The 23,011-nt window shown below is 30.2% G+C and carries 22 protein-coding genes and 1 riboswitch; of the genes, 4 read left to right on the forward strand and 18 right to left on the reverse strand.

Going from position 1 to position 23,011, the window contains the following annotated elements:
• Window positions 1-44: 44 nt before the first annotated feature.
• Window positions 45-761, reverse strand: a complete 717-nt coding sequence (locus Q0V24_RS11125; RefSeq protein ID WP_297521470.1) for a hypothetical protein — start codon at window positions 759-761, stop codon at window positions 45-47.
• A gap of 172 nt (window positions 762-933) precedes the next feature.
• Between Q0V24_RS11125 and Q0V24_RS11130 the strand changes: the two genes are divergently transcribed.
• A complete protein-coding gene (locus Q0V24_RS11130; RefSeq protein WP_297521472.1) occupies window positions 934-1,425 on the forward strand; it encodes an aromatic acid exporter family protein in 492 nt (163 codons plus the stop codon).
• 204 nt (window positions 1,426-1,629) lie between these two features.
• Here Q0V24_RS11130 and Q0V24_RS11135 read toward each other — a convergent pair whose 3' ends face one another.
• Entirely contained in the window at window positions 1,630-2,235 is a 606-nt protein-coding gene (locus Q0V24_RS11135; RefSeq protein WP_297521474.1) for a hypothetical protein, read from the reverse strand.
• 354 nt (window positions 2,236-2,589) lie between these two features.
• On the opposite strand from Q0V24_RS11135, the gene Q0V24_RS11140 reads away from it, so the two are divergent.
• Window positions 2,590-3,483, forward strand: coding sequence for a hypothetical protein (locus tag Q0V24_RS11140; protein WP_297521476.1), 894 nt, complete (start codon window positions 2,590-2,592; stop codon window positions 3,481-3,483).
• A 302-nt stretch (window positions 3,484-3,785) separates the two neighbouring features.
• On the opposite strand, the gene Q0V24_RS11145 is transcribed toward Q0V24_RS11140, so the two are convergent.
• The 13 genes from Q0V24_RS11145 to Q0V24_RS11205 all read right to left on the reverse strand — a co-directional run bounded on the left by Q0V24_RS11145 (window position 3,786) and on the right by Q0V24_RS11205 (window position 17,928).
• Window positions 3,786-4,472 carry an HD domain-containing protein gene (locus Q0V24_RS11145; RefSeq protein ID WP_297521478.1) on the reverse strand — a complete coding sequence of 229 codons (687 nt, stop codon included), beginning with the start codon at window positions 4,470-4,472 and terminating at the stop codon, window positions 3,786-3,788.
• Between the two features lie 148 nt (window positions 4,473-4,620).
• On the reverse strand, window positions 4,621-6,411 hold the full coding sequence (locus Q0V24_RS11150; RefSeq protein ID WP_297521552.1) for a Na+/H+ antiporter NhaC family protein: 1,791 nt from the start codon (window positions 6,409-6,411) through the stop codon (window positions 4,621-4,623).
• Between the two features lie 93 nt (window positions 6,412-6,504).
• Window positions 6,505-6,679, reverse strand: a riboswitch (Lysine riboswitch).
• A 152-nt stretch (window positions 6,680-6,831) separates the two neighbouring features.
• The gene (locus tag Q0V24_RS11155) at window positions 6,832-8,073 is read right to left on the reverse strand and encodes an aminopeptidase P family protein (protein ID WP_297521480.1); all 1,242 of its coding nucleotides are present in this window, start codon (window positions 8,071-8,073) and stop codon (window positions 6,832-6,834) included.
• 236 nt (window positions 8,074-8,309) lie between these two features.
• A complete protein-coding gene (gene adhE / locus Q0V24_RS11160) occupies window positions 8,310-10,907 on the reverse strand; it encodes a bifunctional acetaldehyde-CoA/alcohol dehydrogenase (protein ID WP_297521482.1) in 2,598 nt (865 codons plus the stop codon).
• Between the two features lie 437 nt (window positions 10,908-11,344).
• The gene (atpC, locus tag Q0V24_RS11165) at window positions 11,345-11,749 is read right to left on the reverse strand and encodes an ATP synthase F1 subunit epsilon (protein WP_297521484.1); all 405 of its coding nucleotides are present in this window, start codon (window positions 11,747-11,749) and stop codon (window positions 11,345-11,347) included.
• 12 nt (window positions 11,750-11,761) lie between these two features.
• Window positions 11,762-13,162 carry a F0F1 ATP synthase subunit beta gene (gene atpD / locus Q0V24_RS11170; protein ID WP_297521486.1) on the reverse strand — a complete coding sequence of 467 codons (1,401 nt, stop codon included), beginning with the start codon at window positions 13,160-13,162 and terminating at the stop codon, window positions 11,762-11,764.
• A gap of 17 nt (window positions 13,163-13,179) precedes the next feature.
• Window positions 13,180-14,049, reverse strand: coding sequence for an ATP synthase F1 subunit gamma (gene atpG, locus Q0V24_RS11175; protein WP_297521488.1), 870 nt, complete (start codon window positions 14,047-14,049; stop codon window positions 13,180-13,182).
• 27 nt (window positions 14,050-14,076) lie between these two features.
• Window positions 14,077-15,588: a F0F1 ATP synthase subunit alpha gene (gene atpA, locus Q0V24_RS11180; RefSeq protein ID WP_297521490.1), complete on the reverse strand. Its 1,512-nt coding sequence runs from the start codon at window positions 15,586-15,588 to the stop codon at window positions 14,077-14,079.
• A 22-nt stretch (window positions 15,589-15,610) separates the two neighbouring features.
• On the reverse strand, window positions 15,611-16,150 hold the full coding sequence (locus Q0V24_RS11185) for a F0F1 ATP synthase subunit delta (protein WP_297521492.1): 540 nt from the start codon (window positions 16,148-16,150) through the stop codon (window positions 15,611-15,613).
• 1 nt (window position 16,151) lies between these two features.
• On the reverse strand, window positions 16,152-16,628 hold the full coding sequence (locus Q0V24_RS11190) for a F0F1 ATP synthase subunit B (protein WP_297521494.1): 477 nt from the start codon (window positions 16,626-16,628) through the stop codon (window positions 16,152-16,154).
• A gap of 83 nt (window positions 16,629-16,711) precedes the next feature.
• The gene (atpE, locus tag Q0V24_RS11195) at window positions 16,712-16,930 is read right to left on the reverse strand and encodes an ATP synthase F0 subunit C (RefSeq protein WP_297521496.1); all 219 of its coding nucleotides are present in this window, start codon (window positions 16,928-16,930) and stop codon (window positions 16,712-16,714) included.
• A 43-nt stretch (window positions 16,931-16,973) separates the two neighbouring features.
• Window positions 16,974-17,192 carry an ATP synthase F0 subunit C gene (gene atpE / locus Q0V24_RS11200; protein ID WP_297521498.1) on the reverse strand — a complete coding sequence of 73 codons (219 nt, stop codon included), beginning with the start codon at window positions 17,190-17,192 and terminating at the stop codon, window positions 16,974-16,976.
• Window positions 17,193-17,217: 25 nt separating this feature from the next.
• Window positions 17,218-17,928, reverse strand: a complete 711-nt coding sequence (locus Q0V24_RS11205) for a F0F1 ATP synthase subunit A (protein WP_297521500.1) — start codon at window positions 17,926-17,928, stop codon at window positions 17,218-17,220.
• A gap of 1,357 nt (window positions 17,929-19,285) precedes the next feature.
• On the opposite strand from Q0V24_RS11205, the gene Q0V24_RS11210 reads away from it, so the two are divergent.
• Window positions 19,286-20,650 carry a glutamate decarboxylase gene (locus tag Q0V24_RS11210; RefSeq protein ID WP_297521503.1) on the forward strand — a complete coding sequence of 455 codons (1,365 nt, stop codon included), beginning with the start codon at window positions 19,286-19,288 and terminating at the stop codon, window positions 20,648-20,650.
• A gap of 69 nt (window positions 20,651-20,719) precedes the next feature.
• On the opposite strand, the gene Q0V24_RS11215 is transcribed toward Q0V24_RS11210, so the two are convergent.
• Together Q0V24_RS11215 and Q0V24_RS11220 are read right to left on the reverse strand one after the other, a co-directional pair.
• Window positions 20,720-21,244 (reverse strand): nucleoside recognition domain-containing protein, encoded by a 525-nt coding sequence (locus Q0V24_RS11215; RefSeq protein ID WP_297521505.1) that lies wholly within the window; start codon window positions 21,242-21,244, stop codon window positions 20,720-20,722.
• Window positions 21,245-21,255: 11 nt separating this feature from the next.
• Complete coding sequence (locus tag Q0V24_RS11220; protein WP_297521507.1) at window positions 21,256-21,831, reverse strand: nucleoside recognition domain-containing protein; 576 nt, start codon at window positions 21,829-21,831, stop codon at window positions 21,256-21,258.
• A 138-nt stretch (window positions 21,832-21,969) separates the two neighbouring features.
• On the opposite strand from Q0V24_RS11220, the gene Q0V24_RS11225 reads away from it, so the two are divergent.
• Entirely contained in the window at window positions 21,970-22,155 is a 186-nt protein-coding gene (locus Q0V24_RS11225; RefSeq protein WP_297521509.1) for a hypothetical protein, read from the forward strand.
• 50 nt (window positions 22,156-22,205) lie between these two features.
• Here Q0V24_RS11225 and Q0V24_RS11230 read toward each other — a convergent pair whose 3' ends face one another.
• Window positions 22,206-22,943 (reverse strand): carbonic anhydrase, encoded by a 738-nt coding sequence (locus Q0V24_RS11230; RefSeq protein WP_297521511.1) that lies wholly within the window; start codon window positions 22,941-22,943, stop codon window positions 22,206-22,208.
• Window positions 22,944-23,011: the final 68 nt, after the last annotated feature.

Raw genomic sequence — 23,011 nt, forward strand, 5'->3', positions numbered from 1 at the left:
GATTCATCTCACCACCTGTAGAGATGGGAGAATTCTCTCAAATTTTAGTTAAATTCATATTTTTCAAAATCAAAACTTCCTTCTTTAAATAATAATTCTTCCTCTATTTCTAAATCACACTTAATTTCTATATTAATTATTAAAAGAATAGTGTACATAAATGTCATTATATAAACTAAAGCATCTCCTTTTACAATTTTCATAAAAGTCGATATTACTAAAATTACAAATATAAAAAATGATATTATAACTAGCAATTTATGCTTTAAAGTTTTCCATTCTACTATTTTCTTATAATTGTTTTCCTCAAGCATTCTTATATAATATCTCTTCATATATATTCGAGCTACTTTATATATTGCAAAAGCAATCCCATAAATAATTGCCATAATACCAATATAGCTAAAAATTGTTATGTTAAAACTTAGAAAGTGCCTAACTATTGATTCAACTAAAAAAATCCCACTATACATATAAATTCTATTTAAAAATTTAAGTTGGTATTCTAATGCTAGATGTTCTCTATTTTTATTTCTTTTAAGCTCATATAAACTTCTTGATATTTTATAGATAAGAACTACATCTATTATTATAAAAATCCCTCTTGATACCCTTGTAGATATATATAAAGCAAATGCTCCTATTATAAATACGCTTAAAAACCAAAATGAATAATAATATTCTTCAAATGATTTTTTCGCACTATTCTTTACTTCAATATATAATGAATTTTCTTCTAACTTATAATTTTTCTCATGCAAATTAAATCGCCCCCTAACTCTTAGAATATTCTATCATTAAATACTATATAAATTCTAACAAGTATATTATAATTTTCAAATTTTTTTCTATAATTATCGATTATTAAAAGCTTCTTCTTCATATGGTATAATATAGTAAAATTTAAATGTTATATATTAAGGGGATAATTTGATGTTTACTAATCATTTACCTAAAATAGGTGCACGAAACTTTAAAACTGCATTATCAATATTTCTATGTATAATTATTCTTAATCTACTTGGATTTGACTCTCCATTTTATGCTTGTATTGCCTCTGTAATATGTCTTACAGATTCTTGTGATACCTCAATAAAAATGGGGATTAATAGAATGATTGGAACTGTTATTGGTGGAACTTTTGGTATGATTGCAACTATAATTCTTTCAAAATATGATACAACGCTACTTAGGACAATTCTAATTTGTTTATTTACAGTGTTTGTTATTTATGTTTGTACTATTTTAAAAAAACCTGGCTCTGTTTCAATAGCTTGTATTGTATTGCTTGCTAATTTACTTTTAAATAGAGATTATTCAAATTATATTTATACATTTAGCAGAATTATTGAAACATTCATTGGAATAATAATAGCCGTAGGGGTAAATGTCTATATTATGCCACCTAAAAAGAAAAATGCTTAAATTATACAAAAGTGCTGATTTTATTTTGAATTAGTACTTTTATTTTTCAAAATTCAGCCGAGAATTTTTTTGATTACATATATATAATAAAAATTAAAAATTAAATTACTAAAGACTACAATAATATATTATATCTCTATAACCCAAAAGCACTCACTAAAAGTTGAGTGCTTTGTACCTTGCTCATTCAGTTGCTTTGAGTTACTAATTAACCCGATGAAGACTTATATTTACAGGGCTTCCACCACTAGTACAAGTTGTTATAGAACTTCCTATAATACACTGACTCTCATTTACTAAATTCAAACATGAATTTGCTGGTATAAAAACTAATGCATCCCCATTTATTGGCATACAGCTTGTTATATCAGGTGTTTGAATTGAAAATCCAGCTTGTCCATTGGGTTGTTGCATACAATTTATATATAAGCTAACTCTATTTCTAATAAGCTCTGTAGAATTAGGTACTCCCTGAAGGCTTACATTTACCCTATAAGTTATATGATAAACACCAGCTCTACAAACTCTAATAGTTCCCTGACTAATTAATGTTACATCTGATGTTCCAACACCAGCTTGATTAAATTCAAAATCATCACCAACATCCACTGTGGTTGGACAAGTATTCCAAAATGTAGCATAACTTGTTGGATCTGTACCACCCGACATAGGAGTGAATGGTGTAAATAAATTTGTAGGTGCCCCTGCTGGAGTAGGCATCATAATATTTTGATTTTGATTTTCACAACAATCAGGTTGATAACACTTTGGTTCACAACATCTTGAGCAAGTTCTTCTTCTATTGCGCATTATAAAATCACCACCTATACTACATAATATTTATCAAAATCTAATAGTGTTACTAAATATTTTAAAATACTGAAAATATCCTTTTTTTATCGTATTTTAATAATTTATTCAATTAAATTATTAAAATATTAAAAGCTTTTTCTTTTAACAACTTAAAAACTCCTTTTTATAACACTTATAGCAATTTCAATACTTTTTTATTATTATTTTAATATTTTGTATGAGTTTTTATATAAAACATAATATTTTTTTCTATTTGTTACTAATACTTAAATTTTGTAAAATTAGTAAAGCAGTTACCTATGTAACAATAATTCTGCAATTAGGTAACTTAAATTAGGAGGATATTTACACATGATAAAAACAAAATTAATAAGTTTAATATTAGCCGGAACTGTTACTGGTGGTGGAATTATAGCAGGAGTTGTATCTCAAATAAATTCAAATACACAAAAAGCAACTACACAAATAACTCAATCAACTAGTGATTTAAGACTTGCTTCTGGAGCAATGGATACAGCACAAAAAACTATCGTTAATCAAAATGATAAAATAAGTACTATATCTAAGCAACAACAAGAAACTAGTGTTAATCTTTCAGCAGTTAAAAAAAATGTTTCTACACAACAAATAACAATAGCTAAATTAGAAAAAGAATTAGCTGCTAAAAATGTTAATATAGTTGATTTACAAAAGAAATTAAAATTCTCAGAAGCAACTACTCAGGTTTATATTGATGAAGTTGCCGTAGTTAAACATCAACTTTGGGTTGCTAACACAGCTGTTGGTCAACTACAAAATGACTTAATGGAAGCTGGTAATAATACTGCTACATTAAAGAAAGAATTAGCTGCAGAGCAAGCTAAAGTAACAGATTTACAAAAGAAATTAAAATTCTCAGAGGCAACTACTCAGGTTTATATTGATGAAGTTGCCGTAGTTAAACATCAACTTTTGGTTGCTAACACATCTGTTGGTATGTTACAAAATGATTTAGCAACTGCTAACGCTTCATTAGCTACTGCTAATAAAAAAGTTGCTACTTTAGAAGGACAAGTTACTTCACTTAAAGCACAATTAGCTACAGAAAAAACTAAGAATGCATCTCAAGCGTCAGATATAAATAAATTAAAAGATGCTGTTAATAGTCAGACTAAGTCTATAGACTCAGCTGCTAAAACTAACAATGAAGCTCAAGCTGGTTTCCAAAAATCATTAGCTTCATTTAATACAACAGTTCAAAAATAATTAAAATTTATGGCCAAGCCATATTATATAGAAAAGCGTTGAATCAGAATTGATTCAACGCTTTTTATATTACCAATAAAACTTCTTTTTCATAAAATTAAATATTACTTCCATGACTACTATTAATCCAATAAATAGCCCTAAAAAAACATAACTATTAAGATTAAAATAAACATAATTTAATATAACAAAAAGAGCAAGTATAAAGCCTTTTCCCATATTAATTGTCATTTTAATTTTCGGATCTAAATCATCCTTACTAATATCAATCACTCCCTATAAATACAGATATTGATATTATACTATTTATTAAAATCTCTTTCCATCTTATAAAGTTCCATAAACTTATCAGTTACTTCTTTCATATCAATATTATACTTTGCCTCTAACTCATCAAGCACATCTATAACCTCTGCAATAACTCTTTGAATTTCTGACTTTGAAAAATCACCTCTACCTAGTTTGTCTGCAAAAAATAATAAAGCCATATCATGCATATCAACGTCTAAAATCATTTGCTCAGAATTTGCGAAAAGTAATTTTCTACTAATATATAGACTATGCATATGATACTTAACTAAATTTTCAACTTCTTCTTTAAATTCATTTCCTAGGAAATCATAATTATTTAAAAGTCCACTCACTTCTTTTGAACCAATCGTATCATGGTCATAAGCTGTAATTTTTCCTCTTCTCACTTTAGTAGCTTTTAATTTTCCAAAATCATGAAACATAGCTGACCACATTAAATTTCTTTTATCATGTGCATATACTCTGACAATCGCCGCTGCATCAATAACTAATAACGTGTGATTTAAAACGTTTCCCTCTGGATGATAAGTTATATTTTGCTCTATTTTTTCAAGAGCTGTAATAACTTTAAGATTACTATTTTTAAGTTTATGAAGATTACTTCTCAAATATTTTGATGGTTTATCATCCTCTAAAAGATGTCTTTCTACTTCTTTAAATAACTGTTCTTCATTCATATTATCACGCTCCTATCTATACTAAGTATACAATTCTATTTTTCTCTAAATTACATATAATATAACACCACTAAACATAAGATGTTTTATGGAACTTTAAAAAGAGAGTAGCTAAAAAACTATAGCTACCCTCCTTATATATATTAAACTAAACTGTTTCCTCTATTACTGTATTTTCTAATTCAGATGCATCTGGTACCTTCTTACCAAAGATCATAAGCACTACAAATATTGCAACTACTCCAAGTCCAAGACATACCCAAACATTCAATCCAAGCCCTGCTGGAAGGTATCCAAACACTACTGTAACCCCAGCTACAAATAATGCATACCAAAGTTGTGTTCTTACATGTTCTATATGATCACAACTTGCTCCTGTTGAAGATAGAATTGTTGTATCTGAAATTGGAGAACAATGATCTCCAAATATTGCTCCTGTTAAAACTGCTGAAGTTGAAACTATTATAAGATTCATATCTCCACCTGAAATTGTATTAGCAAGTGGAATTGCAAGTGGCATTAATATTCCCATTGTCCCATAAGCTGTCCCTGTAGAGAAAGCTATTATAGAGCCAAGTATAAATATAAGTGATGGTAATAAAAATGCTGGAACTGAACCTGATAAAAGTTCTACTAAATATGATGCTGTTCCAAGTTCTTTTAGAACTGAACTTAAACTCCATGCAAGAAGTAATATAACACCAGTAATTAAAAGACTTTTACATCCTTCTACCCAAGTATCAATAGCCTCTGAAACTGTAAATATCTTTCTACCAACTGCAAGTGCAATAGTAATTACTGAAGATATTAAAGCTGATTGGAATAATGCTATTGAAGCATCTGAAGCTGAAAATGCTTCTTGTATAGCCTCAAAACTAAATGGTGATGATTGAAGAATCCCTATAAGTGCTGTATCTTCTCCACCCATTATTGAAGAATATCCACTATAATAAAATGCTACAAGTGAAAATACTATAAGTGATCCTATTGGAATTAATGCATTCCATATACAAAGTTTAACACCTTTTTTGGGTTCTAAATCTTGCATAACCTCATCAATCTCTTCATTAGATAACTTGCTAGTCTTAGGCTTAACAACTTGTCCTTTTCTCGCTCTTACTTCAGCCTTATACATAGGTCCAAACTCTCTTAAAGTAAAAGCTGAAATAATAACAAACACTAAAATTAAAATATTATAAAATCTAAATGGTATAGTTTGAAGGAAAATTCCAAAAGCATCAACCTCTTGCCCAATACTAGTAAAAGCATCTCCTATTAAACCAACCTCAAGTCCTATCCATGTTGAGATAATAGCAAGTCCGGCTATTGGAGCTGCTGTAGCATCTATAATAAATGCTAACTTCTCTCTTGAAATTTTCATCTTATCTGCAACTGGTCTCATAATTGGTCCTACTATTAATGAATTTGCATAATCATCAAAGAATACTGCAAGTCCAAGTAAAAATGTAGTTATTTGAACACTTCTAACTGTCTTCGCCCTTTTAGCAAGTGCCTGTGCAATAGCTCTAGCTCCACCCATCTTTGCAACAAGATGAATGATTCCTCCAATTACTAAAACCTGTAACACGATTCCTGCATTCCACTTATCAGCAAGTGAAGCAAGTAATCTTTCAACTAAATCCATAAATCCAAAAATTAAAGCTAAGAATATATTATGGTCAGTAATAAACAACATTAAACACCCTATAAACGCCCCAGTAAATAGTGATATAACAATATTCTTAGTAAGAAATGCTAAGATTATTGATACAAGTGGTGGTATGATTGTCCAAAAACCAAACTTTTCTGCATTAACTGCTGCAACATCCCCTTGTGCAAAAGCCAAAGTAGAAACTAAACATAAACTAAACACTAATGTCATTGAAAAAATTCCTAATCTTTTTCTCATATAAAAAGCCCCCTTAATATTTTTGAAAATAATTAAAGAGGCTTGCTTACAAAATAAAAAAATCCTAGGCTTAACACCTAGGATAACAAATACAATGTAATCAAAATTCTATCGTATGAAAATCCTTGATGTAGCACTCCACAAAAACTTGTGACAGTCTTGTATATATTATATACAAACCCAGAAATATAAATCTTTAAGTATATTTATAAATCTTCGGCGATTACTCCTTTTACTAAACTTCATCACACTTCTGCTCCATTTAGCTACTCTTAGTACTCGCACCTCTACCTCTTAATCATATTCACTTTTCTTATAATTATATTTATACATTAATTCTCAATTTTTTACAATAGATCTTTTGATTAATTTTTTATTTATTAACACTTTTAATATTTTATCTATTTTTAAAAATAAAAACCTAGCACTAAAATGCTAGGTTTAAAATTTTTATTTAGCCATAAATTTTTCTATATCCTCAATTGATTTTATAATTCCTTTTGTAAGAACTTCATGACCAGTAGCAGTTATAAGAACATCATCTTCAATTCTAATTCCTACATTTTCTTCTGGAATATAAAGACCTGGTTCAATAGTCCAAACCATACCTTCCTCTAAAACTCCAAGTCTTTTCCCAACATCATGTGTATCAAGACCAAGACTATGTCCTATAGAATGGAAATAGTATTTTCTAAAATCTTCTTTTTTCTCTGTAAGACCAAGTTCTAAGCATTTTTGTGCAAGCATATCATTTGCTGCCTCATTAACTGCCTTCATTGTAACACCTGGCTTCATCATATCTATCATAGCTATATTAACATCAAGAACAGCCTGATATAAATCTCTTTGTCTATCACTAAACTTACCATTTACAGGGAAAGTTCTAGAAACATCTGAATTATAATAATTAAGCTGTGCACCTAAATCAAAAAGAATTAAATCTCCATCTTTCATCTCACTACTATTTTCATGATAATGAAGAGTTGCAGCATTCTTTCCTGATGCAGCTATTGTTTTAAAGGCAAAATCCTTAACTCCATGTTGTTTTAAATAAAAATCAAAATAAGCCTCAAGTTCATACTCCATCATTCCAGCTTTTGAACTTTTCATAAGAAGCTCTACTCCACCTTTTGTAATAGCAACAGCATTTCTCATCTCTGTAAGTTCTGCTTCATTTTTTCTAAGTCTTAATTCTGAAATTATATTAAAAGCATTTTTAACATTTGCCTGTGGATATCTTTTTACTATATTATCTGCAAAAATTCCTGACTCTCTTTGTGCCTCATCAAAATCTCGTCTCTCTAAATCAAGATAGATATTTTCAATTTCATCTGATCCAAGCATTGTATTTACTGAACTAAGGAATGAACCAAGATATGCAATATTTTCAACTCCTGATTTTTCTTTTGCTTCCTCTTTTGTAAAAGTAGCACCTACCCATTTAGCCATAACTTCATCTGGCTCACTTATAAATAAAGTCTGTGAGACCTCACCATTTTCTTTCTTAATAAGTAAAATATCTTTTTCCTCATCTACCCCTGTTAAGTAATAGAAGTTTCTATTAGGTGTAAAATTATATCTCTCATCTGCTGACTTATATTTAGCCTCACTAGCAAACATAACTAAAATAGAATTGTCTTCTAATATCTTCGCTAAATTCTCTCTATTATTTTTAAAAATTGTATTTATCATCTTATATTTCCCCTCTCTAAATTTCCGATATAGTATATAAAAATTATATCATATTCTACTCTAATATATTTTACATACAATAGTCAGATTCGCTAGTAAAAATAACTTTCTATATATTTTCAAAAAAAATTTCTTCTTAAATTTAAAAACTTAACTATTTTTGCATATATAATTATTGAAAATAAAAAAACTGTGCAAAAGAGATTACTCTTCTACACAGTCTATATAAAAACTTATTATACGTTTTTAACTTTGCCTTCAAATGTATTAATATACATTTCTTTAATCTCACTGATTAATGGGTATCTTGGGTTAGCTCCTGTACATTGGTCATCAAAAGCTTCTTCACTCATTTTATCAAGTGATGCATAGAATGCTTCTTTTGAAATTCCACATGCAGCTATGCTTGTTGGAATACCAACCTTAGCTTTTAACTCGTCGATAGCTTTCATTAAATTAGCGATTTTTTCATCCTCAGTTTTTCCACCAAGCTCTAAATAATCAGCTACTTTAGCATATCTCCACTTAGCATTTGGATATTTATATTGAGGGAAAGCCGCTTGCTTTCTTGGGTTATCAACAGCATTAAATTTAATAACTTGGTTAATTAATATTGCGTTAGCAACTCCATGAGCTACATGGTGCTCTGCTCCAAGTTTATGAGCCATTGAATGACAAACTCCAAGGAATGCATTTGCAAATGCCATACCAGCTATTGTTGAAGCATGAGCCATTTTTTCTCTAGCTTTAACATCTGTTGTTCCGTTATTATAAGCATCTGGTAAGTATTTGAAGATTAATCTCATAGCTTCTAATGCTTGACAGTTAGTAAAATCTGAAGCAAGTACTGAAACATAAGCTTCTAAAGCATGTGTTAAAGCATCAATTCCTGAAGCTGCTGTTAAACCTTTTGGCATATTCATCATTAATTCTGCATCAACGATAGCCATATTTGGTGTTAACTCATAATCAGCTAATGGATATTTCTTACCTGAAACTTCATCTGTGATAACAGCAAATGGTGTTACCTCTGAACCTGTACCAGCTGATGTTGGAACTGATATCATCATAGCTTTTTTACCCATTTTAGGGAACTTATAAACTCTTTTTCTGATATCCATGAATCTCATTGCTAAATCTTCAAAATTAACTTCTGGGTGCTCATATAATACCCACATAATCTTAGCAGCATCCATTGGTGAACCTCCACCAAGTGCAATAATTACATCTGGTTGGTAACTCTTCATTGCTTCTGCACCTTTTTTAGCACATGCAAGTGTTGGATCTGGTGTAACATCACTAAATACTCTGAAATCTATATTCATTTCTTCTAATACTTTAGTAACTTTATCTACGTATCCTAAATCTGAAAGAACTCTATCTGTTACGATAAATACTTTTTTCTTTTCAAGTTCTTGAAGATCACCTAACGCAACTCCTAGTGAACCTGATTTAAAGTAAACTTTTTCTGGAACTCTATACCAAAGCATATTTTCTCTCCTCTCCGCCACACTCTTAATGTTAATAAGGTGTTTTGGACCAACGTTTTCTGAAACTGAGTTTCCACCCCATGAACCACAACCAAGTGTTAATGATGGAGCTAACTTAAAGTTATATAAATCTCCTATAGCACCTTGAGTTGCAGGCATATTAACGATTATTCTACCAGTTTTCATTAACGCACCAAATTTTTCAATTCTATCTTGTGATATTTTTGCATCTGTATATAATACTGAAGTATGACCAAATCCACCAAGCTCAACTAATCTCTCAGCTTTAACTAGACCCTCATTGAAATCTTTAATTCTGTACATTCCAAGAACTGGTGATAATTTTTCGTGTGAGAATTCTTCTTCTAATTCAACTGATTCAACCTCGCCTATTAATACTTTAGCATCTACAGGCACTTTAACTCCTGCAAGTTTAGCTATATTATAAGCTGATTGACCAACTATTTTAGCATTTAAATTTCCGTTTACTAAGATAACTTTTCTTACCTTATCAACTTCTGTTCCTTTTAAGAAATACGCACCTCTATCTGCAAATTCTTTTCTAACTTCATCATAAACTGAGTCTACAACTAAAACTGTTTGCTCTGAAGCACAGATAACACCGTTATCAAAAGTTTTAGATAATAAAATTGAACTTACTGCCATTTTTAAGTGAGCTGTTTCATCAATGATAGCTGGTGTATTACCTGCTCCAACTCCAATAGCTGGTTTACCTGATGAATAAGCTGCCTTAACCATTCCAGGTCCTCCTGTAGCAAGTGTTATATCAGCTTCTGCCATTAATATTTGTGATAATTCTACTGATGGTTCATCTATCCATCCAATAATCCCCTCTGGAGCTCCAGCTTTAACAGCTGCTTCTAAAACTATTCTAGCTGCTGCTATTGTAGAATTTTTAGCTCTTGGGTGTGGTGAAAATACTACTGCATTTCTTGTCTTTAAAGAAATTAACGCTTTAAAGATTGCTGTAGAAGTTGGATTAGTAGTAGGAACTACTGCTGCAACTACACCAATCGGCTCAGCAATTTTTGTTATTCCAAATGATTCATCCTTCTCGATTACTCCACAAGTTTTATCATCTTTATATTTGTTATATATATATTCTGAAGCGAAGTGGTTTTTAACAACCTTATCTTCAACTATTCCCATTCCTGATTCTGCAACTGCCATTTTAGCAAGCTCTATTCTAGCATTGTTTGCTGCCATTGCTGCTGCTCTAAAAATATCATTTACTTTTTCTTGGCTAAATGTAGCATACTCTTTTTGCGCTGCCCTAATTTGCTCAAGTCTTAGTCTTAATTCATCAACGTTTGTTACCTTCATTAATGCCACCCTCTTAAATCACAACTTAAAAGTTAAATTATGATTCCCTTTCATCATTTTGCCTTTGTTCTGTTTTTACTTACCTTTGATTTTCAATATTATTCAATGATATGTATTTTTCGCCTTAGCGTTTGATAATATTTTAACATAATTACGAATTTTTATGCAATACTTTTTTGTCGATTTATTGTGTTTTTTATATTATTTCGTATTATTTTTGGTTTATTCATATTTAAAAAGCATAAAATTATTAATTTATCATTAAGTAAACCTTTTCTATTATTTATTATTTACTTTCTATCAATTTTATGATGAATAAATTTTTAACAAATTCACTTCTAGTTAAACACTTCACATCTAAAAATTGTTTTTAGCTATTTTTTAAGTAAAATATTCTAAGATCTATCTGTTTTTCACTCCAAATAAACCTTAAATTATTACTTTTTAGCAAATTTTAATCTTTCAATTGCTCTATTTAAAGATAGCTTCATTAACATTTCATCAACCTTACTTATCTCTTTTTCTTTTAATTGTTCCTCTTTATTTGATTTAGCTCTTTCAGCTCTTTGAATATCAATATCTTCCTTTGTCTCTAAAGTATCAACACAAAGACTAACTTCACCTTCTCTAACCTCTATAATTCCACCTGCTACAAAAATATCAATTTCTTTTGAGTTTTCATCCTCTATACTAACTACACATGGCAAGGTAGCTGTTATAAAGTTCTGGTGGTTTGCAAATATTGAAAACTCTCCATTTAAATCTGTGCATACTATTTTTTTTACATTACCATCAAAAAAATTTCTATGGGGAGTTAAAACTGATAATTTAAAAGTATTCATCTTATATCACTCCTACTCCATTTCTTCTAGTTTTTTAGCTTTCTCAATAACCTCTTCTATTGTTCCTACTAATAAGAATGCTGACTCTGGTAAACTATCATGCTTACCTTCAAGTATTTCACTAAACCCTCTTACAGTTTCTTTTACAGGAACATATCTACCTGGAAGCCCACTAAATTGCTCTGCAACTGTAAATGGTTGTGATAAAAACTTTTCAATTTTTCTCGCTCTTGATACTACAAGCTTATCCTCATCAGATAACTCATCAATACCAAGTATCGCAATGATATCTTGAAGTTCTGTATATCTTTCTAATATATTTTTAACCTTTGTTGCAACTTGATAATGCTCTTCTCCAACAATTCTTGGATCAAGAATTCTTGATGATGAATCAAGTGGGTCTACAGCTGGGTAAATACCTTTCTCAACAATCGCTCTTGATAAAACTGTTTTAGCATCAAGGTGTGAGAATGTTGTAGCTGGAGCTGGGTCAGTTAAATCATCTGCTGGAACATAAACTGCTTGTACAGAAGTTATAGAACCACTTTTAGTTGATGTAATTCTTTCTTGAAGTGAACCCATTTCTGTAGCTAGAGTTGGTTGATATCCAACAGCAGATGGAATTCTTCCAAGTAAAGCTGAAACTTCTGAACCTGCTTGTGAGAATCTAAATATATTATCTATAAATAATAATACATCCTGTCCTTTATCTCTAAAACTTTCAGCTATTGTAAGCCCTGTAAGTGCAACTCTCATTCTAGCACCAGGTGGTTCATTCATTTGTCCAAATACCAGAGCTGTTTTATTTATAACTCCTGAATCTGACATCTCACCAAGTAAATCATTTCCTTCTCTTGACCTTTCTCCAACCCCTGTGAATACTGAAAGTCCACCATGTTGTTTTGCTATATTATTAATAAGTTCTTGTATTAATACTGTTTTTCCAACCCCTGCACCACCAAACAATCCAATTTTTCCACCTCTTTGGTAGGGTGCTATAAGGTCTATAACTTTTATACCAGTCTCAAACATTTCAGGAACAACTGATTGTTCTTCAAATGTTGGGGCATTTCTGTGTATTGGATAATACTTTTCTGCATTAACTGGCCCTTTATTATCAACAGCTTTTCCAAGAACATTAAATAATCTGCCTAAAACCTCTTCACCTACTGGAACCGAAATAGCAGCCCCTGTATCTAAAGCTTCAACACCTCTTGCAAGCCCCTCTGTAGATTCCATTGCAATAGTTCTAACTATATCATCACCTACATGTTGCTCTACCTCACAAACTATTTCTTTTCCATCTTTTTTTATTATTATTGCATTATACATATCTGGTAAATGTCCTGATTCAAATTTTATATCAACTACTGGACCTATAACTTGAACAACTTTTCCTATATTATCAGCCATGATATTCCCCTCCTCAACTATTTTTGTGATTCTGCCCCACCTACTATTTCAGAAATTTCCTGAGTAATAGCAGCTTGTCTAATTCTATTATATTTTGTATTTAGATTATCTATAATATCTCCTGCATTTCTAGTAGCTCCGTCCATAGCTTGCATTCTTGCATTTTCTTCACTAGCCATTCCACTATAAGTTGCATTTATTAATAACCCTTCTATATATCTATATATAAAACTTTCAATAAGCTCATCTGAATGTATCTCTCTATTAAATATATTTATCTTATTATCTTCCTCAGTTTTATCTATTCTAAATGGTAAAACCGGTACCTCTACAAGCTCTTGTTCAAGTGGTGATTTAAACCTTGTATAAAGGAAAGAAATCTCTCCATATTCCTTATTTACATACATATTCATAAGTTTACCCACGATTCTTCTTGCAGTTTTGATATCTATATCACCCTTTATTGAAGTATCTTTATGACTAACTTTAATTCCATACTTACCTAAATAAGAAATACCTTTAGCGCCTAATACATAAGTATCAATCTTCGCTTTTTCCTCTTTACTAACAAATTTTTCATTTAAATAAATTGCTCCACTTCCATTAAATCCTCCACAAAAACCAGAGTTTGAAGTAAACACAACATAAAGCTTTTTATCTGAACCATTTGGTTGTATAAATGTATTATCTTTAAAATCCTCTTCAAACATAAATACATCTTTTTTCATCATCTCAAGTTTTCTAAAATAAATATTATTACTAGAAAGTTTATCTCTAGCTTTTTTAACCTTAGCTGTTGAAACTAACGCCATTGCTTTTGTTATTTTTTGAGTGTTTTTAATACTATTCATTCTTCTTTTAATAACTAACAATCCTGCTGCTGGCATACTATCACCTCCTAGCTACTTATAGAATTATTTTTTTATAAACACTTTTTTAAATTCATTAATTGCTTCTTCTATACTAACTTTAACCTCATCAGTAATTTTCTTATATTCTTTTATTAAAGAAATTACCGCATAATCTTTCTCATCAATATATTCTATAAGCTCTTTTTCAAATCTACTAATATCTGTAATATCAATATCAGTTAAGAAATTATTTATTGCTGCATAGAAAATAATAACTTGATGTTCAACTGCCATTGGATTATATTGATTTTGTTTTAATATCTCAATAAGTCTTTTACCTTTTTCAAGCCTTCTTCTTGTATCCTTATCTAAATCCGAACCAAATTGTGAGAATGCTGCAAGTTCTCTAAACTGTGCAAGTTCAAGTCTAAGTGTACCTGTAACTTGTTTCATAGCCTTAATCTGTGCATTTCCACCAACTCTTGAAACTGAAATACCTGCATTAACAGCTGGTCGTTGTCCTGAGTTGAACAATCCTGTTTCAAGGAATATTTGCCCATCAGTAATTGATATAACATTTGTTGGTATATATGCTGATACATCTCCTGCAAGTGTTTCAATAATAGGCAATGCTGTTATTGAACCTTTTCCAAACTCTTCTGAAAGTTTTGCTGCTCTCTCTAAAAGTCTTGAGTGAATATAAAATACATCTCCTGGGTAAGCCTCTCTACCTGGTGATCTTCTTAAAAGCAATGCCATTGTTCTATAAGCAACTGCATGCTTTGATAAATCATCATATATAACAAGAACATCCTTACCTTTGTACATATAATACTCAGCCATTGAACATGCTGAATATGGTGAAATATATTGAAGTGGAGCTGTTTCTGCAGCTGTTGCTGCCATAACTATACTATAATCCATTGCTCCTGCACTCTCTAAAGTATTAACTATATTTGCAACTGTTGATTGTTTTTGCCCAATCGCAACATATATACAAATAACATCTTTTCCTTTTTGATTTAAAATTGTATCTAAAGCTATAGCTGTTTTACCAGTCTGTCTATCTCCAATAATAAGCTCTCTTTGCCCTTTTCCTATTGGAATCATTGAATCAATAGCTTTAATTCCAGTTTGTAATGGTTCATTAACTGAACTTCTATCTATAATAGATGGTGCTTCCATTTCAATTGGTCTAAATCCATCATTCTTAATAGGTCCTTTCCCATCAATCGGTATTCCTAAAGCATTTACAACTCGTCCTATAAGAGCATCTCCCACTGGGACTTCAACAACCTTACCTGTTCTTTCAACTGTATCGCCCTCTTTGATTCCTTTCTCAGAACCAAGTAAAACACAACCAACACTATCAAGCTCCAAATTTAAAGCCATCCCATAAATATCATTCGGGAATTTTAAAAGTTCTCCCTCAACACATTTATCTAAACCATAAACAGTAGCAACACCATCTCCAATTTGAATAATTGTCCCAGAGTCAACTGTTTCTAATGTTTTCTTGTATCTTTCAACTTCTCTTTTAATGATTGAAGTAATTTCTTCTGGTTTGATATGCATATGATCACCACCCCTATATTTTTTATTTGCTATTAAACATACTTGCTTTAATTTCTTTATACTTTCCAGCTATAGTACCATCTATAACCTCATTACCCACTTTTACAAAAAGCCCACCAATAATACTCTGATCAATCTCTCTTGTAAGTATTACTTTTTTTCCATATTTACTTTCTAACTTATCATGTAACTTAGAAAACTCCTGATTAGTTAAAGGAATTACACTCTTAACTGTAGCTTCTAATATATTATGTCTTTCTAAATATATTACTTCCATCTGTCTTATCTTTTCTTCTAAATAAAGAATTCTACCTTTATCTACAAGAACACATAAGAATGAAACTACATCTTCAAAAGTTTTTCCTTTAAATATTTCAATTATCAACTCTTTTTTTCTTGGTTTCCCGATATTAGGATTCTCTAATATACTTTTGAAACCATCATTTGAATTTATAATTGTATTTACTTCTCTCAGATCATCTATAAACTCAATTACTTTTCCTTGTTCTTCAGCTATTTCATATAACGCAAGTGCATATCTTTTATCTAAAAATCCATACATACTAAACTACCTCATCAATAAAACTATCAATAAGTCTTCTATGCTCAGTTTCATTTAAAGTTTTATCCAAAGCTTTTTGTGAAACTATAAGTGCAAGTTCTATAACTTGTTCTTTAATTTCAAATCTTGCCTTATCAAGTTCTCTTTCAATATCATTTTTAGCTCTATTTCTCATTACACTTGATTCTTCTCTAGCTGACTCTAGAATTTCATCATAAATCTTATCTGCTTGATGTTTTCTAGCTTCAGTAATTTTTTTACCTTCTTCTTTAGCTCCATCTAATATTGTTTTATTAGTTGCTCTAAACTCTGTACCTTCTTTGAATTTCTCATCTGCACCGTTGAGTGTATCAACTATTGTTTTTTGTCTCTCATCAATAGCTATTTTGATTTTTTCCCAAAAGAAGTGTTTAAGTACAAAGAATAAAATAATAAAGTTTATTATAGTTGCAATAACTATACTCAATTCTATATGCATCTTAAAATCCAACCCCCTTCCAAAGGTTTATGAATCACAATTCATTTTGCTTTTCAATTTTAATAACCTTCTAATCCTATATCTTACTTAACGAATAATATGATAATTGCAACAACAAGTCCATAAATAGCTGTCGCCTCTGCAAGTCCTGCCCCAAGAATAAATGTTCCCATAATTTTACCGCTTTGTTCTGGTCTTCTTGCAATTCCTTCAACAGCACCTTTAGCTGCTATACCTATACCAATTCCAGCACCTAGTGAAGTTACGGCTGCGAATCCAGCTCCTAATATTCCAAGATCCATAATATTTTCCTCCTTTATTTTAATACCAATTTTTTTATTTTTCTTATTTAACAAAAAGTAGAATTATTGAAATTATTAATCCATAAATAGCTGTTGCCCCACAAAGACCAGCTGCCATGATGAATATAGTTTGAATCTTTCCTGATGCTTCTGGTTGTTGAACACTAGCTTTAATAGCCGCTGATGTCGCTATTCCAGTGCCAATACCTCCGCCTATTGCTCCCATAACAGCAATCCCTGCTGCAAGTATTCCGATTCCCATAACTAAATCCTCCTTAAATCAAAAATTAAATTTCTTCTGTTTCGGCCTCTAATTTAATTGTTATAATAGTAAGCATTACAAATATAACAGTTTGTATGCAACCATCAAATAAATCAAAGAATGCATGTGCAAAAATAGGCAATCCTATTTGTGGTAACATAGATAAGCCCATATCAGCAAATATTGATATATGTCCAAGTCCCATATAAATTAGACCCATAACGATAGCTGCTGCTAGCATATTACCAAATAAACGTAATGCAAGAGAAACTGGGAAAACTACTTTCTCAATTATATTAATAGGTAGCATTGGCAAATATGGTTTTGCATATCCCTTTAAATACCCACCAATATGTTTTCTCTTAATTGAATTGTAGTGAACTAATACAAATGTAATAACTGTAAAGCCTATAACCACACTTAAATTTCTTGTTGGTGGTCCAAACCCTATAAGTCCACATAAATTAAGAATTCCTAAATATATTGCTAATGTTCCAACAAAAGGAATATACCCTGAGTAACCTTTCCCCATATTACCAGCAACCATACTTTCAATACCTTCATATAATATTTCAAGAGTAGCTTGTAATCTAGTTGGAATACCCTTCTTAAGATTTCTAGCAAGAATGGAACACACTATTATTAGAAAGATCATAACTCCCCACTCAATTACAATTGCACTTCCGACCTTATAACCGAGTATGTTAATAGTAAATAACGGTGCAAATACATCCATCCTAAATACACCCCCTTTATTAATTTTTACAATTTATTTCATATAAGTAAATAAAATACATCAAATTCCGAAAAAATAAACTAAATACAATTTACTAAATTGTACATAGAAGCTGCTTTAAAATACTCATATTTATAAATTAATTAGTTTTAAAAAAGTTTCTAAACTGATTATATAACTATTAAAAAAATTCTTTAAATCTCATTTAAACCAATTTAAACCCTAAATTAACTCGTTAATGCTATTCTAAGTAAATTATCTCTTTATTTCTCTAGTTTTCTATCTTAAAATCATCTTTATTACATATTTCTTTAAATATACGTCAAAATATTATCTATAGCAGCAAATTATCAATTATTAAAATAAAGGCACTTTTTTTATCACTTTAATAAAAATTAGCTTTAATTTTTAATATTTAATATTTAAATCTAATTTATATTACAATAATATTCTCATTTTCCATTTAATAGTATGTAATCTTTTTTACCAAAAATATCTTTTTTCTGTACTACGTTTTCAACTCTAATTCAAAAATTAATTGACTAAGTAAATTAACCCAATCTTTATTAATTCAATTAAAATTTTATTTTATTTTAAACACAGCTATAAATTTCTTCTATTAAAGTTGTGAACTCTAACTTAATTAAAATTTCCATTTTTCAACTTCCATTTTTAATAACCCTTTTTTTTGTTCGTATTCTAACACTTATGTAAAAGTGTAAACATTATACCTAAGATATCATTAATTTAGATAAGCTAAAATTAGTAAAACTAATCAAAATATTATTAATATACTTAAAGTTTTATAAAAAAATTTCAAAAACCATATTTAACCTACTATTCATCATCTATTAACTCTTTATTAATATTATCCCCACAAAATAAAGCCATTTTTGTTCTTATTTGTCTTTTTTTTTGATTTTGGACTAATAAAAAGGCTATTTTTACAATCACAAAAAAATTAAAAATATAAAAATTCCTCAAATTCATTGTATTTTTATTACTACATATTAAAATCAACTCCACTAGTATCACTAATTATTGGATTATCTACTAACTTTATCAATTATTTAGCATTATTTAGTATCTTTCAGTATTGCCTAGCATTTGAAAGATTTCCTTCAAAAACCCCCATGATTTTTCTCATTTTTTAATTTTTTTTAAATTTGTTATTATTTATTAAAAAGAATAGAATTAACACATCGATTGATTTGCCTAAGTAATTAATCATTAAAACAAGTAATTTTTAGAATAATCAGTTGCATAAAAAAAATCATTTTAATCAAATTTAGAAAACAAAATAATTTATATAATTATCAGGTATTATATACAAATGATAAAATTAGGAGGCATTATTATGTTATATTCAAAAGATGACAAAAATACAAATGAAAATCCATTCACTCCAATATTCGGTAGCCGAGAGAGTGATATGCCACTTCCATCAGAAGTTATGGCTGAAGATTCAATAGATCCAAAAATAGCTTACAGATTAATCAAAGATGAATTACTTAATGAAGGTAATGCTAGATTAAACCTTGCTACATTCTGCCAAACATATATGGAAGATGAAGCAATTCAAATAATGTCAGAAACATTAGAAAAAAATGCTATAGATAAATCAGAGTATCCTCAAACAACTGAAATAGAAACTCGTTGCGTAAATATGATCTCAAACCTTTGGAATGCTTCTGCATCAGAAAAGACAATAGGTACATCAACTGTTGGTTCTTCTGAGGCATGTATGCTTGGTGGAATGGCAATGAAATTTGCTTGGAGAAATAATGCAATAAAATTAGGATTAGATATAAATGCTAAAAAACCAAATATTGTTATCTCTTCAGGATATCAAGTATGTTGGGAAAAATTCTGTGTATACTGGGATATCGAATTAAGAACAGTACCTATGGAAAAAGAAGCTATGTACCTTGATCCTAAAAAAGTATTAGATTACGTTGATGAATATACAATCGGTGTAGTAGGAATTCTTGGATTAACTTACACTGGTAAATATGATGACATCAAAGGATTAAATGATGTTATAGAAGAATATAATAAAACAACTGATTATAAAGTATATATCCACGTTGATGGAGCTTCAGGAGCTATGTTTGCACCATTCGTACAACCAGATCTTGAGTGGGACTTCAGACTTAAAAACGTTGTATCAATAAATACTTCAGGACACAAATATGGTCTTGTATACCCAGGTATCGGTTGGATAATATGGAGAGATGAGAAATTCCTTCCTAAAGAATTACAATTTGAAGTAAGTTACCTTGGTGGAAGTATGCCAACAATAGCTATCAACTTCTCACGTTCAGCAAGTCAAATTATTGGACAATATTATACATTCTTAAGATATGGATTCGATGGATTCAAAAAAATACACTTAAGAACAAGAGACGTTGCTATGTTCCTTTCAGCAGAAATCGAAAAAATGGGATTATTCGAAATTTACAATGATGGAGATAACCTTCCAATAGTTTGTTATAAACTTAAAGAAAATGCTCCTGTAAATTGGACATTATATGACTTAGAAGACAGAATCTTAATGAAAGGATGGCAAGTACCAGCTTATAAACTTCCATCTAACATGAAAGAAACTACAATTCAAAGACTTGTTATCAGAGCTGATATGGGTCAAAATATGGCTATGATGTTCATGAAAGATCTTAAACAAACAATCGAAGATTTAAATGCAATACACGCTAATAAATAATAGATAATAGATAAAAAAAGCTTGCCTCACAAAAGTGAGACAAGCTTTTTTTGTTTTTACAAATTAATTTTACGAAAAGAAAAAGACTGATACTAATGTAATTGCTAAAATTATTGAAACCATATCAGCCATAGTTGTTGCCCAAAGAGTATGTCTTGCTTTCTTTATCCCAACTGCTCCAAAATATACAGTTATAGTATAGAATACCGTTTCTGTAGTCCCCATCAAAACTGAAGCTATAAGTCCTGTTCTAGAATCTGGACCAACAGTACTTAAAATATCAGTGAAAATCCCAAGTGCCCCACTACCTGAAAGAGGCTTTACTAGTGCAAGAGGCATCACTTCATTTGGCATGCCTATTAATTGTAAAACTGGTTCTAATATCTGATTTATATAATTTATCATATTAGAATCTTTGAAAATTCTAACTGCAACAATCATTGCAAGTAATGCTGGGAATATCTTGAAACACACTTCAAGCCCTTCTTTTGCACCTTCTACAAACCACTCATAAACTTTTCTTCCCTTAAACATCCCATAAATAACTATAAGCAAAACTATTATAGGTATAAGAGCATCACTAAAACCACCCATAAATCTTCCTCCTAAAAATACTTTTGTAGTAATTTACATATTATAACCCCTGTAAACAAAGCCCCCGTAGTTGCAAGAATAGCAGGAACAAGAATACTTGCAGGGTTATTTGAACCCGCTGCTGCTCTCATTGAAATTACTGTTGATGGTAACAACTGTATACAAGCTGCATTCATAACTAAAAACAAAACCATATCATTTGTAGCCTTACCCTTTTCAGGATTAATTTTATCAAGTTCTTGCATTGCTTTAATCCCAAATGGCGTTGCTGCATTTCCAAGCCCAAACATATTTGCTGTAAGGTTCATTACTATTGCACCTAAAGCCTTATCATTTTTACCTGCATCCTTAAAAAGTAACTTTAATAATGGTTTTAATATGTTAGCTAATTTATTTGTAAGCCCACTATTTTCTGCAATCTTCATAACTCCAGACCAGAAACACATTATTCCAACCATAGAAATTATAAATTTTGTTGTACCCTCAGCAGATTCTACTATTCCATTTGAAATTTCAGCTCCCTGACCTGTTAAAAGACCAACTATTATTCCTATACCTATAATTCCAAACCATATGTAATTAATCATCCTAAATCTCCTTTACATATAATAACTTCTGTATAATATATGACTTGCACTTATAATTTAGTAGTGTTAACATAAAAATATATAATACTTTAAATTAAAATTTTATGGCACTAGCTATAATAAAGGAGATTTTTTAATATGAACGAAAATAATTTAAAATTAGCACAAGAAGATATAGATGAGGCTTTAAAAACTATTGAATCACTAGAAGAATGCATTGATAATGGTGATTTTTCAAAAGATATTTTAAAAGGTAAGTTCATCTCATTAACTGAAAAAGTTCAGAAATTAGAGGATGTTCTAAAAGAAGAAGGTATTTTATAGTTTAGTAAAATAAAAGAGGTTAGCCATTTTGGCTAACCTCTTATTTTATATTAATTATTAAATGTAACTCTACCATCTAAGTCATAGTAAGCTCCTACAACCTTAACTTGTCCAGCTTTTATTGCTTTTGCAACAACTGGATCTTTCTTAACTTCAGCTACAACATCAACTACGTTTTGTCTTATAGCTTCATCTATAGTTCCATTTTTCTTAACTGCTGGTTCTATTTCATCAACTAAATCTTCAACATGTCCATGAGCTTCTTGTCCTTTAACAACCTGATCGTAAGCTGCTGTAACAGCTCCACACTTCTCATGTCCCATAACTACTATAACTGGTGTATGTAAATGATCAACTGCATACTCAATTGAACCAAGTGCACTATCATCAACTACATTTCCGGCAAGTCTTATATCAAAAATATCTCCAAGTCCTGCATTGAATACAAGAGCTGGTGTTACTCTTGAATCTGAACATGAAATAATTGTCGCATATGGATGTTGTCCATTTTCAAGTTCTTTTCTTCTTTGAGTACTTACATTATTAACTGTTGACTTATCTTCTACAAATCTTTGATTTCCAACTTTCAATAAATTTAAAGCTTCCTCTGGTGTTTTAATAGTAGCACTAGCTGTTGACGCATGCGTATCTGGCTTTGCCTCTGTTGTATTTGTAACTACTGGCTTTGCTACTTTATCTTTAGCTGAGCTATTTGCTCCTGCATATCCTACATACCCTGCAAGACCTAATGCTGCAACTATAATTATACCTATTACTATCTTCTTCATTTGTTTTTCCCCCATATTTTCCATTTAAGGATTGTATTATATAATTTAATTATATAATCCATCTTTGT

It is taken from the genome of uncultured Clostridium sp. (assembly GCF_947039605.1).
In the GTDB taxonomy this organism is placed as follows: domain Bacteria; phylum Bacillota; class Clostridia; order Clostridiales; family Clostridiaceae; genus Sarcina.